Here is a 14,838-nt window from a genome sequence, read left to right as displayed (position 1 = left end):
GGGGAGGGTGCGCCGGGCGGCGTGAGAGGGGGCGGTGTCATAGGACGCGGCGGGCGGCGAGGACGGTCCAGTCCTTGAGCGGCGTGATCCGTACCGGCTTTCCGGTACGGGGGGCCTCGATGACCAGGCCCTCGCCGATGTACATGCCGACGTGCTCGGGCCGGGCGGCCGTGCCGCGGCTGAAGAGCAGATCACCGGGCTTGAGGGCCTTCGGTGAGACGGCCTTGCCCTCGCCCACCTGCGTGTAGGTGGTGCGGGTGAGGGTGATACCGGCGTGGCGGTACGCCTGCTGCATCAGCGAGCTGCAGTCGCAGCGGGCCATGGCGTCGGGGCCGTGCGGGTTGGTGCAGGAGCCGCCCCACTGGTACATCGTGCCGAGCTGGTGCATCGCCCAGACGATCGCCTTACGGGCCCGCGGATCGGCGTCCTTCGGGATCGTGTAACCCTTCGGGACGGCGCCCTCGGGGATCGGCCCGAAGGACGTACCGTCGGCGCCGTCGCAGCCGCTCGGTGCGGCCGGCGTCGCGCCGTCCTTGATGCTGTCCTTCTTGCCGGAGCCGGGGAAGGTGGCGGAGATGGCCTTCTGCAGCGCGGTCGCCAGGGGCTCCCACTGCGCGTAGGCGTCCGGGTAGGCGGAGCGCTGCACCGCCTGGGCGGCCTGGGTGACGGTCGTCTGCTGCCAGCCGTGCACCTTCAGCAGCGCCTTGTAGAACTGCTCGCTGGCGTAGACGGGGTCGTGGATCTGCTCGGCGGTGCCCCAGCCCTGGCTGGGCCGCTGCTGGAACAGGCCGAGGGAATCCCGGTCACCGCCGGACAGGTTGCGCAGTCGGGACTCCTGCATCGCGGTGGCCAGCGCCACGATCTGCCCGCGCTCGGGCACGTTGAGGCTGATGCCGGTGGCGACGATGGTCTGCGCGTTCGGGATCTGCTCGGCGGGCAGGTCCAGGCCCTTGATGTGGACCTTGGAGGTGTCCGCGCCGTCGAGGATTTCGGTGACCTGGTCAGCGATCTTGCCCGTGTCCACGTCGGTCAGGCAGTCCAGCGGTGAGGCGGCGTTCTGGGCGGCTTCGCTGGAGGTGGCCATCATCATGGCGCCTGTGCCCAGGAGGAGCGGGGAGAGGAAGACGACGCCGATGCCGGCGGCGAGCGCCTTCAACCCGAAGCGCTCACGGTCCGGTCACCGGTTTCGGGCTGGGGCGGGTAACGAGAGGTCATGCATCCTCCGGGTGCAGTGTCCGGTCGCGCGGGCGCGGGGCGTGGTGGGAAGGGACCGCGGCGGCCGGGGCGGGCGTGAGGGAACGGGCTGGCGCGGGCGAGTAGCCGCTCGCCTGCGCTGCCGGGCAGTGGTCTAGGTGTGCGCGGGCACGGGGAACCTCCACGAGGCACAGGGGAAAGCGGAGCAACGGCGGTGTGCGCCGGCCGGGTTCAAAAACAGTAGACGCGAAACGGCCGTTGACCAAAAAGCCGGAGGTGAGGTGCCGGAATCCGGCCCCTCACAGGACACTTCTTGGTCGTCGGCCGATCCGGGTCTACAGTTTTTTGACTCCCCCTCGCTCTCTCCTGCCGGTCGGTCACGGGTCTCTTCATGCCCGGAATCCGGCCTGCCGGGTTTGCATGCGATGGGGGGCCTCCACCCGCTCTCACCCGAATCGGGGTTCTCTTTGCCTTTTTCCCTGCATCAAGGCGATGCTCTGAGCGTTCTGGTCAAGCTCCCGGACGACTGCGTCGATGCGGTCATCACCGACCCGCCGTACAACTCCGGCGGGCGCACGGCGAAGGAGCGCACCAGCCGCTCCGCGAAGCACAAGTACACCTCCGCAGACGCCAAGCACACGCTGCCGGATTTCACCGGCGAGAACATGGACCAGAGGAGTTATGGCTTCTGGTTGACGCAGATCATGACCGAGGCCCACCGCCTCACCAAGTCCGGCGGCACGGCGCTGCTGTTCACGGACTGGCGCCAGCTGCCCATCACCACGGACGCGATCCAGGCGGCCGGCTGGCTGTGGCGCGGTGTCGTGGCCTGGCACAAGCCCCAGGCCCGGCCGCAGAAGGGACGCTTCACCCAGAACTGCGAGTTCGTCGTGTGGGCGTCCAAGGGAGCGATCGACGGCTCCCGTAATCCCGTCTATCTGCCGGGCATGTACTCCGCCTCCCAGCCGTCGGGATCCAAGCGCCAGCACATCACGCAAAAGCCGGTCGAGGTGATGCGCGAGCTGGTCAAGATCAGCCCTCCGGGCGGCACGGTCCTCGATTTCTGCGCCGGCTCCGGCTCCACCGGCGTGGCCGCCCTCCTCGAAGGCCGGGACTTCATCGGCGTGGAGAAAACCAAGCATTACGCGTCCATCGCCGCTGACCGGCTCACGGAAACCATCCGCCACAGTCTCGGCCAGGACGACATGGTCCTCACCGCCTGACGCCACAGCCCCTCGCCACACCCACGGGTGACGCCCGCGGCATTCAGCCGGAGCGTCACCGGGTTCCGCCTGTCCCTATTGCCCTGGCACTCAGGAGGTTTTTCCTTCATGCCCGAATCGATTGAGCCCCCGGCCGACGGGGGACCGGACCCGGTGCGTCTCCCGGACACCCAACTGGAGGGGATCGAAGCCAGCGTGCGCCGGCTGATGGAGCAGACCGCGGAGCAGGCCCGGCAACTGGACCACCTCGCCACCACCCCGCCCCCTGTTCCCTCGCCGTCGCCGTTGGCGGCGTTCGGCATGCCCGGCTTCGGCGGACCGCCGGCACCGGCCATGCCGGAACTGCGGCCCATCCTGGAGCTGGAAGGCGAAGCGTACGAGGACGAACTCGACGCGCTGTCGGACTGGGTCGACGACTTCCTCCTCCCCGTCTACGGAGCGGAGGTCACCACCGCGTCGCCCTGGTGCCTGCAATGGCAGGAACACAACGACGTCGTCGCCTGGCTGCACGCCCTGTGGCTGGCCTACCAGCAGCACAAGGACCCCGAGGCGGGCCTGGCCGGCATGTTCGTGTGGCACCGCGACTTCCTCACCCACGCCATGGCGGCGATCCGCGCGCCCGGCGGCCCGCTGTCCGCCTGCATGACCTCCCCCGAGCGCCCTGCCCACCGCCTCCTTCCCGGACCGCCCCCTTCGGTCCGCACGGAGAAGGAGTCCGAGGCGCAGGCGCCTGGGCCCGGTGAGTACGGGCTGGCGTCATGAACCAGGGCCAGCGGCCGGCCTTCGGGCTGAGCTTCGACCCCCGCGCGCTGACCGACCTCCTCCAGGCGCCCTCCGACATCCGCGACCTCACCCTCGCTTACCTGCAGGAAGTGGTGAACGCCGAACGTTTCGGGATCCGCCTGACCGGCGATCTGGAGGGCTACCGGAAGCTGTTCGTGGACGCCCGCCGGGACTGGCGCGTCGTCTACGGCGTCCGCCCGGCACCCCGGACGTCCGCGCACGCCCGGGAGATCTACGTGGTCGCCGTCCGGCCCCGGGCGGGCAACGACGTCTATGACGAGGCCGGCCGCCGGCTCGGCATGCGCCGCCGGCCGCTGAGCGCCCGCACCCACGCGGCACGCTCCCGCTCCCCGCAACTGGCCACCCGCCGCCCCGCCACCCGCAGGGTCCCGCTGCCGTCCGCCATGCCGGGCCTGCCCCGCCCGGCACAGAGCGCCTCCGCGCTTCACACCCGCTGACCACAAGGAGCCGCTATTGCCTCCCGATCCGGCGCCCACGACCCGGCGCGCCGTGTCCCAGCTAGACCCCCGTATCGAGGCCGCCACCGGCCATGACGTCGACACCCTGTGGGGCCACCGTGACCGCGGCTTTCTGGACGAGACCCACACCGAGCTGGTCGACCGGCACCGCGAACTAGCAGTGGCCGAGACCAGCGTCACGTTCTACCGCACCCTCCTGAACCGGCTGTCCTCGGGCGAATACCCCATTGATGCCGCCTGGTTCGAGCGGATCGACCGCACCGTGAACCAGATGGAGGAAGCCGCTGACGCCCGCGACGATGCCGCACAGCGTGTCCTCGCCGCGCTGGCGCCGATCGAAGCCGCCGCCCGATCCGCCCCCCGGTCCGGCGAACAGCAGATCACCGCCGCCGATCAGGCGGCACTGCTGGCCATCGCCGGCGGGGCCAAGCTCCACGAGCACCTCCTGACCAGCCGCCTGTCGGTGACCTGCGCCTCCGGCACCCGCATCCCCTACGCCCACCTGCAGCGGCTGCACTCCGCCGGTCTCGTGGACATCGACACCACCCATCCCGTCCACGCCGGCCAGCCGGTCAGCCTGACCGACACCGGCCGCGCCGCGCTGGCCGCCAGCCGCCGTCCCCAGCTGGCCCAGGCGTCGCCGTCGGCGCCGCGACCGGGGGCGTGGCCGTCCGCGCCCGCACAACGGCGCTGACTCGCTAGCCGGCTGCCCGCGCCACGAATTCGTGGTGCTGTCCGGGCGGGTCCGCCGTGGGTGCCCGCCGCACCGGACGGAAGCCAGCTTCTTCTGGCCCGGTTTCCGCAGCCGAATCAAAGGCTCACCGGCTAACGGTGCGTTCACTCAAAGCCGCGGCTGCGTTTGGCGCGGTGCAACATACCCGATGATCGCCGGTTGGCCAAACCGGTGATTCTCCGGACTCTTATACGGCCGCCGGGACAACACCGGTCCGGCACTCCCTTTCTTTCTTCTCCCCTGCATGGAGGCTACTTCCGCATGCGCGCAACCAGAATTGCCGTATCCGCCGCACTCCTGGGCGCCCTCGCCCTGCCGATCGCGTCGGCCACGACCGCCACGGCCGCTCCGGGCAACGCCCTGACCCAGTCCTGCAACGACCCGGGCCCGTGGATCATCGGCACGAAGGCCGTGACCATCCGCTCCAAGGCGTCGGTCAAGTCCACCGCCGTCGGCATCCTCTACCGCGGGCACAAGTTCACCGTCCACAAGACGATCGGGGCCTGGCGGTACATCACGGACCGCACGACGGGTGTGAAGGGCTGGGTGTCCGCCGCCTACGTCTACCGCGACACTCCGATGTGCCTCGACTAATACCCCCCAGTAACGGTGGCGGGATTCCAGCGCCTTTGCCGCTTGGTCTGCCGCCTCGCCGCCCCGGCCGTTCGGGACCACCGTGTCTTTGGAAGAGGAGTCTTTCTTGTCCGCCGCTCCACCCGATCCGATGGACGACGTCGTGGGCGTGCTCACCGCACAGATCGAAGCCCGCTTCGGAATGAGCATCGACCACTTGAAGGCCGCCGCCACCGCTGCGCCGGCCGCGAATTCCGACGCCACGGACATCGTCAAGTGGCACGGCATGCTTCTGGAGTCGCAGGCGGCACTCGACCGTGCGGAGGACGCTCTCGTGGCCGTGCTGGAGAGCCAGCCCAGCGAGGTGGACGACCCGACGATGGAGCTGTCCCATCGCGTCGATAAGGCCGTCACCGTCCGCGACGGGCGGGCCATGGTCGTGCGGTGGCTGCTCGACCCGACCGCCGTGGGCAAGCACGACCAGGCCGCCCGGCTGCTGGCCCGCTTCGGCCAGCGCCAGGGCCCGGCCGTACCGACCAGCCCTGCGCCGCGGCCGGCGACCGCGCCACAGCCGGGAAAGAGCCTTGCGCGGTGAGCGCCCGGCACAAGCCCAGCTCCGCGGACGACCGCCTGCACCAGGTGTTCGGCGCCCCGGTCGGCGACCTGTACACAGCCGCGGTACTCCCGGACGCCTCCCCGGCGCTGGCGCGGGCGTTGGAGCTGCGCTCCTTCCTGGCCGTGGCCGAGGAGCAGGTCGCCCGAGTCCGCGACCGCGTCCACGCCGCGATGGCCCCCGACCGGGACATGAACGAGTTGTCCGCCGAGGCACTGCGCTGGGACCAGCAATGGCTGCAGGCGGCACTCGAAGCCCGCGACGGCTACCGCACCGCACTCGATCAGCTCCTGCATGCCATGCCCGCCCCCAAGCAGCGCTCGCGGGGCGCGCGCACCGCGCAACCGGCCCTTTCCCTCTCCCCGTCCACGACCGCGGTCGCCCCGGCACCCATGAGTGCCGGGGCGGCGCGGGCCCGCTGACCGTGAAAGCCCCGGCTTGACCCACCCGACGTCCACCGAGATAGCCGGACGGATCGAGGACCTCTACGGCGCCCCGCTCGCCGCCCTCGAAGCACAGGCGCAGGACCAGCCGCCCGGCATGCTCACTGCCCTCCTCGGCTTGCACTCCACGCTCGCTCTCGCCGAGCACAGCATCACCGTCCACCGCGAACGCCTCACCCAACTCATCCGCCCCGAACGGGACATCGGCGCCCACGAGGTGGTGCACGTGCTCGACTGCGCCCGCCGGCTCGCCGAAGCGGTCGCTGTCCGCGACACCCAGGCGGTCACGGCGTCGGCAGTGCTGCAGAGCCTGGTCCGCATCGAGCCCCCCGAGCCGGCCGCGCAGGCGGAACCGCCCGAGCCGCTCGCGGCTCCGCCCACCACCACGGTGCCCCCGGCCCCGCCCGCCGCGTCCACGGCCAGCGCACCGAGCCGCTGACCTGCACGCGTATCCGTCACGATCACAGGAGTTCCTTCTTTGGCCCTCACCGGTCTGCCTCCCGACACCGACGCCGACGTCGCCCGGGTCACCGAGGCCCTAGCCATGATCACGCCGCGCTGGAACGTGCGGATCCTGCTCGCCCTGAACGGGCAGCCGCTGCGCTACAGCGAACTCGCCTCGAAGGTGCCGTGGCTCCGCGACGGCCAGCTGGCCCCCAAGCTCAAGCAGGTGTGCGATGCGGGTCTCGTGGAGCGCACCGAACACAGCCTGCGGCACGTCACCTACAGCGCGACCGACCGGGCCACCACGCTGCTGCCGGTCCTGCCGCTGATCGTCACCTGGGCCGAGCAGCACCTGGAAAAGCCCGAGCAGCCGCTGCCCGCGATCGAGCAGGTCGAGGACAGCCTCACGCTGCTGACCCGGCGGCACGCCGCCGCGATCTTGTGGGTGCTCAAGATCCGGGGCGAGGTCAGCGGTCCGGCTCTGGCCAAGGAGGTCATTCCCGGCAGCTACTGGACCAACGTCTACGCGCCGCTGGGGCAGCTGGTGGAGGACGGTCTCGTCGCCACCGACGGCAACGGTCAGCCCTACCGCCTGTCTGCCGCCGGGGAAGGTCTCGCTCCGGTGCTGAGCGCTTTGTCGGCATGGTCCGCCGGCCAGCCGCTGGCCCAGGCCGGCCAGCACCCGGTCTGGGGGAACGCCCAGGCCGCGCCGGGACAGCGGATGTGGCTCAGCGGCCAGCCGGGACCACAGGCGCCGACGACCACGCCCGCACCGGCCAGGACCGATCAGACGCCGGTCTGGCAGCGCACCGCTCTCTTCTCCCACGCCACCCCGTCCCGCCCGCTGGCGGCCCTGCCCACCGGAGGCCCGCGCCGATGACCACCCTCTCCCACGCCACCGGCCTCCGCCACGCCTGCACGGTGCTGTCCAGGCCCGGCCTGATCCGCCTGGTCACCGAGATCGACGACAACGGCCCCATCCCCCCGCGCAGCCTGACCCGCACCCTGCCCGACCTGCCCGACCACCATCTGCACCACACCGTCCGACAGGCTTGCGCTCTGGAACTGGTCCGCCACCAGCCTGGTGTGGGCCTGAGCCTGACCCCGTCCGGCTCGGGCCTGGCCGACGTCTACGACGCGCTGGCCCGCGTCGCTCGCCGCCACCACCTCCCGGCACCGGTCTGCGACTTCACCAGCCGCGTCCAGCACACCCTCACCCTCCTCGCCATGCCCGTCCTCACCACCGAGCAGACCGAACTGAGTTCGCGGCCGACGGCCGAGGATCTCGACGGGGTGCGTGCCCTGCTCCAGCCTGCGCGGCGAGCGGTCCCTGCGCGACGTCGCGAGGATGGCCCACTGCGGCAAAAGCACTGTCGGCGACCTCGAATCCGGTCGCCGCTCACCCACCGTCCGCTTGGCACAGGCCCTGGACACCGCACTTGGCGGTGACGGCACACTGGTGGAGCTAGCCGAAGCCGACCTTGAGCAGAAGAACGCGCGCGGGAAAACACCAGCGACGCCGGCCCAGGACGCCGTGGAGGTCTTCCCGCCGGGATGGGATGACGACGACGTGCTGCGCAGAAATCTCCTCAAACTGAGCGCGGTCGGCGCGGCGACCGCCGCTCTGGCCGGCCTGACACCCGATGAGAACCCCCTGGACGGCACCAGCCACGACCTTCTCGTGGCCCACCAGGACTTACGCGCCGTCCACGGCCGGATCGACAACCTGCAAGGGGCACAGGCCGTCTACAGCGCCGCCCGCGACCACCACGACCAGATCCGCGGATGGCTCGCCCGCACCAGCAGGGAAACCGAACGCCACCGCCTTAACGCCCTGGCCGCCGACACCGGAGGATTCGTCGGCTTCCTGACCTACGACCTTGGCCAGGCCGAACTCGCCATCACCCATTACCGGGATGCCGCCGCCCACGCACAGCGAGCCGGGGACATCTCCTCCTGCTGCAACCTGCTCGGACAGACCAGCCGCGTCCTGGCCGACCTCGGCCACCACGACAAAGCACTGGCACTCGCCGACCGCGCCCTCCACCTCGCCGGCACCCAGGCACACCCAGCCGTCCGCTGCTGGCTCCACGCCGTCAGGGCACACCACCACGCCTGCCTCACCGACAGCACATCAGCCCACAGCGACCTCGACGCCGCCTGGAACCTCCTCGGCCACACCGAAGACGGTGAGAAGCCGCCCTACATCGGCTACCTTAGCGAAGCCGAACTGAACAAATGGACGGGCCACACCGCCATCCGACTCGCCGGCTCCCGCCCGGCGTCGGTCCGTACCGGGCTTCGTGCCCTGGACGCCGCACGGACCAGCTGGCCGTCCCACCTGGTCCGCGGTTCGGCAGAAGTGCTGACGGCCAGCGCCAGGATGCACATCGCGCACGGTGAACTCGGTGAAGCCGGCCGCCTGGTCGACAAGGCCATCGCCATCGCCACTACCACCGGATCAGCGCGCAACCTGCACGCGGCTCTGGACGCCCGCACACTGCTCGCCCGACGCGCGGGATCGTCGGCACTGGAGTGAACGACCGGGCTTCGATGGCGTGGGATTCGCGCTCCCCACAGGGTCTGCGACACCGGGCGGTCACGGGTCTGGACACCACGGTGGTGGGACAAGGCGTCCGCTGGCAACCATGGGCGCGCACGGCCCAGACCGAGGCCGGTGTGCAACGCAGGGAAAGGGGTGGATGATCTACTCGGTCGCGGCCTCGGAACCCGCGGCCTGGTTGACCCACGCGCGGGCGGCGGCGAGATCGTCGGCGGTCCCGGCAGGGACGTAGGCGAAGCCGTTCCATTCCTCCAGGGCTCGCGGCTCGTCGGGGCGAAGGTGGCTCGCGCCGCCGTGCAGCGGCCGGTGCCGGCGCCAGACCTCCATCGGCGCCTTGCGCCGCTTCTCGTACGCAGCCAGCGGATCACTGGCGTCGCCGCGCGGCACCACGCGGGACGGCTGGTTCGGCGGACCGGGTCGTCGGTGCTTGCCCATGGTCCTATGGTCTCAGGCTGCGACGGCGGTCGGCCGGGCCGCGGCGAGATCGGCCGCGCGGGTGCGGATCTCGTCCACTGCGGTGGTCCGGTACGGGCGGGCGGCGTCCAGCAGCGTGTTCAGCCGGGAGGCGACCAGGGTGGAGTCGACCCGGGTGGCCTCATCGAGCGCCTGGTGGGCCGCGGCGGCGGCCTGCTCCGGCTCGCCCTCGGTGAACAACGCGGCGGCCAGGCCGATGCGGTCCATGACCTTGACCCGGTCGAAGCCGGGCCTGCGCAGGGCGAGTGCATCGGTGAAGTGATCACTGGCGCGACGGTTCCGGCCGTTGCCGGTGAGGTCGCGGGCGGATACGGCGCGGGCGCCGGCGTGTTCGGCGGCGTCGAAGTACGCTACCCAGTCCGGGACGTCGCCCAAACCGTCGGCGACCAGCTCGTCCGCGGCACCAAGGTGCCGCTCGGCACTTCGCTCGTCGCCGAGGGCGGCGTGGACCCGCCCGGTCTGGGAGGCGACCAGCGCCTTGACCGCGGGCAGCTTGGCCTTCTTCGCGGCGACGCCGAGGAGACCGAGGGCATCGCCGGGGTGGCCGAGGTAGATCATCTGGTGGGACATGCGGGTGACGATCTCTACCCCGCGGTCCGGCTGCCCGGCCTCGGAGGCCGCGTAGATGCCGTACGACCAGTATCGCTGGGCGGTGGCATACCGGCCGCAGTCGTGGCTGACCCACCCGGCCAAAGCGGCGAGGTCGGCGGTCGCCGCGAACACCCGGGGCTTGAGCGGGGGCGGGACGCCGTCCTCGATGCGGCTCGCGACTTCGGCGAGTTGGGCGACGATCGCCTTGCGGTACAGCCCTCCACCCTTGGAGGCGTCGGACGTCGTGAAGAACTCGGTGACCTCCTCCAGGGCAGCCGTAGTGTCCGCGTCGAAACCCTTAGTGGCGCGACCCAGCCGGCGGGCGGTGCCGTCCAGCATCCGCTCGGCGGCCAGGATCAGCGGGGCGCCGAGAGCGAGCTTAAGTGTGTCGCGGCGGTCGAGGAAGAGGTCCATCTGCGTCCATCCGGCCAGGGTTTGGGCGGCTGCCTCGGTCAGCAGCGGGAGCTGGATGCTATCCAGGGTGGGCCCGGCGGCCGCCAGGCCTAAATCACCCGGCGTGAGCGGCTGGCCGACCGCGTCCGAGATGACGGCCGCCAGCAGGGCCGGGACCGGTGGGCGGGGGCGTTCGCCGTCGATCCACCGCCTTACCCGGGTCGCGTCGGGTGCGATCTGCCGGTGCCCTTGGCCTTTCGCTTCTGCGGCGATGCGGCGGGCGATCTCGCCGTGGGACAGGCCGGTGGCCGCGATCCATAGCGTGAGGTGCGGATTGCTCGATCTGCTCGGCACCGGTGCGTCACCCTCCCGACTCCTACGTTACGGAGCGTGGCGGATTCGCCACGGTTCGCGGCACCTACGGTACTGGTCAGGGCCCTGGTCAAGGGCGGATTCTGCAGAGGCGGTAGCCGCCCCGGCTATCCGCATGAGGCAAAGGGAAGGACGAACGCATGGCGACGCTTGTACCCCCAGCTCAGGCTCCGTGGGCGATGCGGCTGGTCACCGACCGGCTCCCGGTCGGCCCGCCGTCGTACGCCGCGGTGACGCTCGACCCGACGACGCAGACCGCCCGCTACACCGACGCCGTCGGCCAGGTCGTGGAAATGGGCAAGCACGGCACCAGCAAGACGAAGGGGACCGCGTCGGTGTCCGGCGGCGGCGACGGGCAGAACCCGCAGCCGCAGACGCAGGACGACAACACCACCGACTACGAGTCGGACTGATCCGCGATGGCTCCCCTTGTCCTGGTCATCACGTCCCTGGAGGACGTCACTGCGGACTTGGTCATCGCCGCGCTGAACGAGCGTGAGGTGCCCGTCGCCCGCGTCGACCCGGCCGACATCAGGCCGGCCCTAACCTTCGGCGCCCGCATCGGGCCCGGGGCGCCGACCTGGGGCGGGCGGCTGGCCACGGCCAGCCGCGAGGTGGAGCTGGGGGAGGTGGCGGCGGTGTACTACCGCCGCCCCACCCCGTACTCCGCCCGGTACGGCCACCTCCCCGCCCAACAGCGGGACTTCGCCGCCGCTGAAGCCCGCCACGGGCTCGGCGGCATCCTGAACCACCTGCACGGTGCGACGTACGTCAACCACCCCGGCGCGGTGACAGCCGCGGACTTCAAGCCCGCCCAGCTTCAGACCGCGGCCCGGCTCGGCCTGGCGATTCCGCCGACGCTGGTCACCAACGACGTCGAGGCCGCGCGGAAGTTCGCCGCCGACCACGGTCCCGTGATCTACAAGACGTTCCGCGGTCTGCCGCGCGGTGAGAACGGGCACACCGGCGCGATCTGGGCCCAGCGCGTGGACCCCGAGTCCTTCGACGACGCCCTCGCGGTGACTGCCCACCTGTTCCAGGCGGAGATCCCCAAGACCGGCGACGTGCGCGTCACCGTGGTCGGCCGCCGCGTGTTCGCCCAGCAGATTGCCGCCCCGGACGGCGCGCTCGACTGGCGCCGCGGAGACTGGGACCAGCTGCTGCACGCTCCCATCGCGGTGCCGCCCGAAGTGGAGGCGGCGCTGCACAGCTATCTGGCAGCGTTCTCCCTGGTCTTCGGCTGCTTCGACTTCGCCCTGATCGGCGACGGCGACCAAGCGGAGGACTGGGTGTTCATCGAGTGCAACCCGAACGGCCAGTGGGGCTGGCTGCCCGACGCTGGCGACATCACCGCGGCGTTCGCCGACATCCTGAGCACAAGCACGGAAGGAGGCGGAGCGCGATGATGCCCGCCGACCTGGAGACCGACGCCGCCCGGCTGCGCGAGGCGATGGCCAACGCCCTCGCCGCCGGCGGCGTCCTTGCCGATCCCGGCTGGCGGGCGGCGGTCGAGAAGGTGCCCAGGCACGCCTTCGTGCCGGGCTTCTACCTGCCCGCCGACGAGCGCGACGGCCAGGGGCTCACGGTGTGGGAGCCGGTCACCGCCGAACTCGACTATGGCCGGTGGCTGGCCGCCGCGTACTCCGACGCAACTCTGATCACGCAGTTCGACGGCGACGAACCGGACTGGAGCTCCCCCACGGTGCGCCACGGCGGGGCGCCGACCTCCTCGTCCACGCTGCCGTCGTTGGTGGTGCGGATGTGGCAGGACGCGGACGTGCAGGAAGGGCACACGGTACTGGAGATCGGCACCGGCACCGGCTACTCCACCGCGCTGGCCTGCGAACGGCTCGGATCAGGCGAGGTGACGTCGATCGAGGTGGACCCGCACCGGCTCGACCGGGCGGCCAGCGCGCTGTACTCCCTGGGGTACACGCCCACCCTGGCAGTGGCGGACGGGCTGTACGGGTACTGGCCGGAGGCGTCGTTCGACCGGATCGTGGCCGCCTGCTCCTTCCGCGCCGTCCCCCCGGCGTTGCTGGCGCAGGCCCGTCCGGGCGGGAAAATCCTGCTCACCCTGTCCGGCTGGCTCTACGGCTACGCCCGTGTCCTGCTCACCGTGGCCAAGGACGGCACCGCCGAGGGCCAGTTGCTGGGCGGCACCGTGTCCTTCATGTCCGCCCGCACCCACGCGGCGCCGGCGTTCGGCAACCCCGCCCACTGGGCAGGGGTCCCGGAGACGAGCCGGGCGGCCCGGCACTCCCCGGAGCGGATCACGGCCGCGACCGATGAAGCGTTCCACCTGCGGTTCCTCGCCCAGTGCGCCGTCCCGGACGCGCAGATGACGACCGTCGGCGATGTCGTGCACCTGGTCGACGTCGTAACTGGATCCGCCGCTAGCCTCACCCCCGGCGAGGACCGGTGGGAGGTGCGCGAAGGCGGCCCGGTCAAGCTGTGGGAGCGGATCGAGCGGGTGCTGTCGGCCTACGACGAGGCGGGCCGGCCGGGACCGGAGACGTTCACCCTGCACGTTTACGACGGCGGGCAGCACCTGCGGCACCTGCACCTGCCCGGTCTGCCTCTGCCCAGGCCCTGACGGGCCCCTGGACGCGCGCTGCCGCTCTCACCGCGCTCTCCCGGATCACCCGGAACTGTGCGAGGAAGCGGAGCCGTTCGCCGGGACGCCGCTCGGGCGAAACCTGAGGGAACAGGTCCATGGCCACCTGACCAGTACAAGGTGATTCCACACGACGGAGCAGCTAGTGCTGTGACCGCATAGGTTCGCCGGGTTGGACGATCAAGCTGACGAGCGGTTGGCCTCCCCATCGGATGCCTTGCCCGCTATGGACCTTGACGCGTTCGCGTCGCCGACACGGCAGTAGGGTGAAACGGTGACCTCCAAACTGGAAGACTCGCCGCTGCCGGTCAGCGAAGACGACCGCGACGCGGCCGTGCAGCGCCTGCAGGAGGCGTACGCCGAAGGGCTCATCCAGCACGAAGAGTTAGATGAACGCCTCCACCAGGTGCTCACCGCCAAGGCGCACAGCGAACTCGCGTCCGCTCTGGGCTCACTCCCGGCGGAGCACCCGGGCACCACGTCAACGATCGCTGCCGCCAACGGGCGGATCCAGCGGCGAGGCGCATGGCGGGTACCTCGGATCCTTAAGGTCGAGTCCGCATACGGAAGGGTGCGCCTGGATCTGTCCCGGGCGGTCATGGAGCATCCGGTCGTCGATATCGAGCTGCAACTCGGAACCGGCGGGGCCAGAATCACGGTGCCTCGCGACGCGGTCGTTGACGTCGAGGGTTTGCGCACTGGGTGGAAGGACCTGCGTTACAAGGCACCGCGGCGCTCCCGCCCCGGTGGGCCGACGATCCGACTCTCTGGGACCATGGGCTTCGGACGATTGAAGATCCGCCATGCCTGGCGTTGAGGCTCCATCCGGCACTAGTACTGCAACGGTGTTTGTCGTGACTGGTGGCCAGGTCAGGGGCTGTGTCCGCGTCGTTTGTAGTGGCTGGTGCGCGCCTGGTGTTGTCGTCGTCGGCGCCAGGTCGACCAGTGCAGGATGTGCTCGACGGGGGTGGGTCGGCGGTCGGTGAGGCGAGTGATCAGCCGTCGTATCTCGGCGAGGCTGAGGTGGATGAGCTCGGAGGATCCGTTTCTGCTTTCCCCGCATCCAGTTCGCGGGGCCGCAGGACGGTCAGGCAGGCGTGAGCGGCCATCGCGAGGGTCATGTGGCGGTGCCAGCCGGGGTAACGGCGAACCTGGTAATCATCCAGACCGCATTCCTGCTTCGCACTCTGGAAGCACTCCTCGATGGCCCACCTGCTGCCCGCGACGCGGATCAGCTCGTCCAGCGTGGCCGTGACCAGCAGAACCCTGTCCTCCAGCGGCAGACTCCACGGCCGGCCTCGGTGGACCACATCTGCTCCATCCCGACGCAGCATGGTCAGCAG

The 14,838-nt window shown here is 70.8% G+C and carries 18 protein-coding genes and 1 pseudogene; 15 read left to right on the top strand and 4 right to left on the bottom strand.

All coding sequences use genetic code 11. From position 1 onward, the window contains the following. Positions 1–37: 37 nt before the first annotated feature. A complete protein-coding gene (locus AB0E62_RS35380) occupies positions 38–1,156 on the bottom strand; it encodes an NlpC/P60 family protein (protein ID WP_362203589.1) in 1,119 nt (372 codons plus the stop codon). 505 nt (positions 1,157–1,661) lie between these two features. Here AB0E62_RS35380 and AB0E62_RS35375 point away from each other — a divergent pair. The 11 genes from AB0E62_RS35375 to AB0E62_RS35325 all read left to right on the top strand — a co-directional run bounded on the left by AB0E62_RS35375 (position 1,662) and on the right by AB0E62_RS35325 (position 9,024). Beyond that, a complete protein-coding gene (locus tag AB0E62_RS35375; protein WP_362203745.1) occupies positions 1,662–2,417 on the top strand; it encodes a site-specific DNA-methyltransferase in 756 nt (251 codons plus the stop codon). Positions 2,418–2,624: 207 nt separating this feature from the next. Further along, entirely contained in the window at positions 2,625–3,179 is a 555-nt protein-coding gene (locus AB0E62_RS35370; protein WP_362203742.1) for a DUF4913 domain-containing protein, read from the top strand. Next, entirely contained in the window at positions 3,176–3,658 is a 483-nt protein-coding gene (locus tag AB0E62_RS35365; protein WP_362203586.1) for a hypothetical protein, read from the top strand. The genes AB0E62_RS35370 and AB0E62_RS35365 overlap by 4 nt, the downstream gene beginning before the upstream one ends. A 16-nt stretch (positions 3,659–3,674) precedes the next feature. Next, the gene (locus tag AB0E62_RS35360) at positions 3,675–4,373 is read left to right on the top strand and encodes a hypothetical protein (RefSeq protein WP_362203583.1); all 699 of its coding nucleotides are present in this window, start codon (positions 3,675–3,677) and stop codon (positions 4,371–4,373) included. A gap of 300 nt (positions 4,374–4,673) precedes the next feature. Next, positions 4,674–5,006, top strand: a complete 333-nt coding sequence (locus AB0E62_RS35355; protein ID WP_362203580.1) for an SH3 domain-containing protein — start codon at positions 4,674–4,676, stop codon at positions 5,004–5,006. A gap of 130 nt (positions 5,007–5,136) precedes the next feature. After that, positions 5,137–5,580, top strand: coding sequence for a hypothetical protein (locus AB0E62_RS35350; protein ID WP_362203739.1), 444 nt, complete (start codon positions 5,137–5,139; stop codon positions 5,578–5,580). Beyond that, entirely contained in the window at positions 5,577–6,020 is a 444-nt protein-coding gene (locus tag AB0E62_RS35345; RefSeq protein WP_362203577.1) for a hypothetical protein, read from the top strand. The genes AB0E62_RS35350 and AB0E62_RS35345 overlap by 4 nt, the downstream gene beginning before the upstream one ends. 16 nt (positions 6,021–6,036) lie before the next feature. Then, entirely contained in the window at positions 6,037–6,480 is a 444-nt protein-coding gene (locus tag AB0E62_RS35340; RefSeq protein ID WP_362203574.1) for a hypothetical protein, read from the top strand. 39 nt (positions 6,481–6,519) lie between these two features. Continuing rightward, positions 6,520–7,365 carry a winged helix-turn-helix transcriptional regulator gene (locus tag AB0E62_RS35335; RefSeq protein ID WP_362203571.1) on the top strand — a complete coding sequence of 282 codons (846 nt, stop codon included), beginning with the start codon at positions 6,520–6,522 and terminating at the stop codon, positions 7,363–7,365. Beyond that, on the top strand, positions 7,362–7,934 hold the full coding sequence (locus AB0E62_RS35330) for a hypothetical protein (RefSeq protein WP_362203568.1): 573 nt from the start codon (positions 7,362–7,364) through the stop codon (positions 7,932–7,934). Before AB0E62_RS35335 ends, AB0E62_RS35330 begins: the two co-directional genes overlap by 4 nt. Further along, the gene (locus tag AB0E62_RS35325; protein ID WP_362203565.1) at positions 7,834–9,024 is read left to right on the top strand and encodes a twin-arginine translocation signal domain-containing protein; all 1,191 of its coding nucleotides are present in this window, start codon (positions 7,834–7,836) and stop codon (positions 9,022–9,024) included. Before AB0E62_RS35330 ends, AB0E62_RS35325 begins: the two co-directional genes overlap by 101 nt. A gap of 168 nt (positions 9,025–9,192) precedes the next feature. On the opposite strand, the gene AB0E62_RS35320 is transcribed toward AB0E62_RS35325, so the two are convergent. After that, complete coding sequence (locus tag AB0E62_RS35320) at positions 9,193–9,483, bottom strand: DUF6087 family protein (protein WP_362203562.1); 291 nt, start codon at positions 9,481–9,483, stop codon at positions 9,193–9,195. Positions 9,484–9,495: 12 nt separating this feature from the next. Next, the gene (locus AB0E62_RS35315; protein WP_362203559.1) at positions 9,496–10,860 is read right to left on the bottom strand and encodes a Tat pathway signal protein; all 1,365 of its coding nucleotides are present in this window, start codon (positions 10,858–10,860) and stop codon (positions 9,496–9,498) included. Between the two features lie 158 nt (positions 10,861–11,018). Here AB0E62_RS35315 and AB0E62_RS35310 point away from each other — a divergent pair, with 158 nt between their 5' ends. The 4 genes from AB0E62_RS35310 (at position 11,019) to AB0E62_RS35295 (ending at position 14,312) form a co-directional block, all read left to right on the top strand. Continuing rightward, a complete protein-coding gene (locus tag AB0E62_RS35310) occupies positions 11,019–11,291 on the top strand; it encodes a putative ATP-grasp-modified RiPP (RefSeq protein WP_362203556.1) in 273 nt (90 codons plus the stop codon). A gap of 6 nt (positions 11,292–11,297) precedes the next feature. Further along, entirely contained in the window at positions 11,298–12,284 is a 987-nt protein-coding gene (tgmB, locus tag AB0E62_RS35305) for an ATP-grasp ribosomal peptide maturase (protein ID WP_362203553.1), read from the top strand. Further along, the gene (tgmC, locus tag AB0E62_RS35300) at positions 12,281–13,474 is read left to right on the top strand and encodes an ATP-grasp peptide maturase system methyltransferase (protein ID WP_362203550.1); all 1,194 of its coding nucleotides are present in this window, start codon (positions 12,281–12,283) and stop codon (positions 13,472–13,474) included. The genes tgmB and tgmC overlap by 4 nt, the downstream gene beginning before the upstream one ends. Positions 13,475–13,769: 295 nt before the next feature. Then, positions 13,770–14,312 (top strand): DUF1707 domain-containing protein, encoded by a 543-nt coding sequence (locus AB0E62_RS35295; protein ID WP_362203547.1) that lies wholly within the window; start codon positions 13,770–13,772, stop codon positions 14,310–14,312. Positions 14,313–14,490: 178 nt separating this feature from the next. On the opposite strand, the pseudogene AB0E62_RS35290 reads toward AB0E62_RS35295, so the two are convergent. Continuing rightward, positions 14,491–14,838: pseudogene (locus AB0E62_RS35290) on the bottom strand (hypothetical protein); the annotation flags it as partial.

The organism is Streptomyces sp. NPDC038707 (assembly GCF_040636485.1).
In the GTDB taxonomy this organism is placed as follows: domain Bacteria; phylum Actinomycetota; class Actinomycetes; order Streptomycetales; family Streptomycetaceae; genus Streptomyces.
This window is presented reverse-complemented; position numbering and strand designations above follow the sequence as displayed.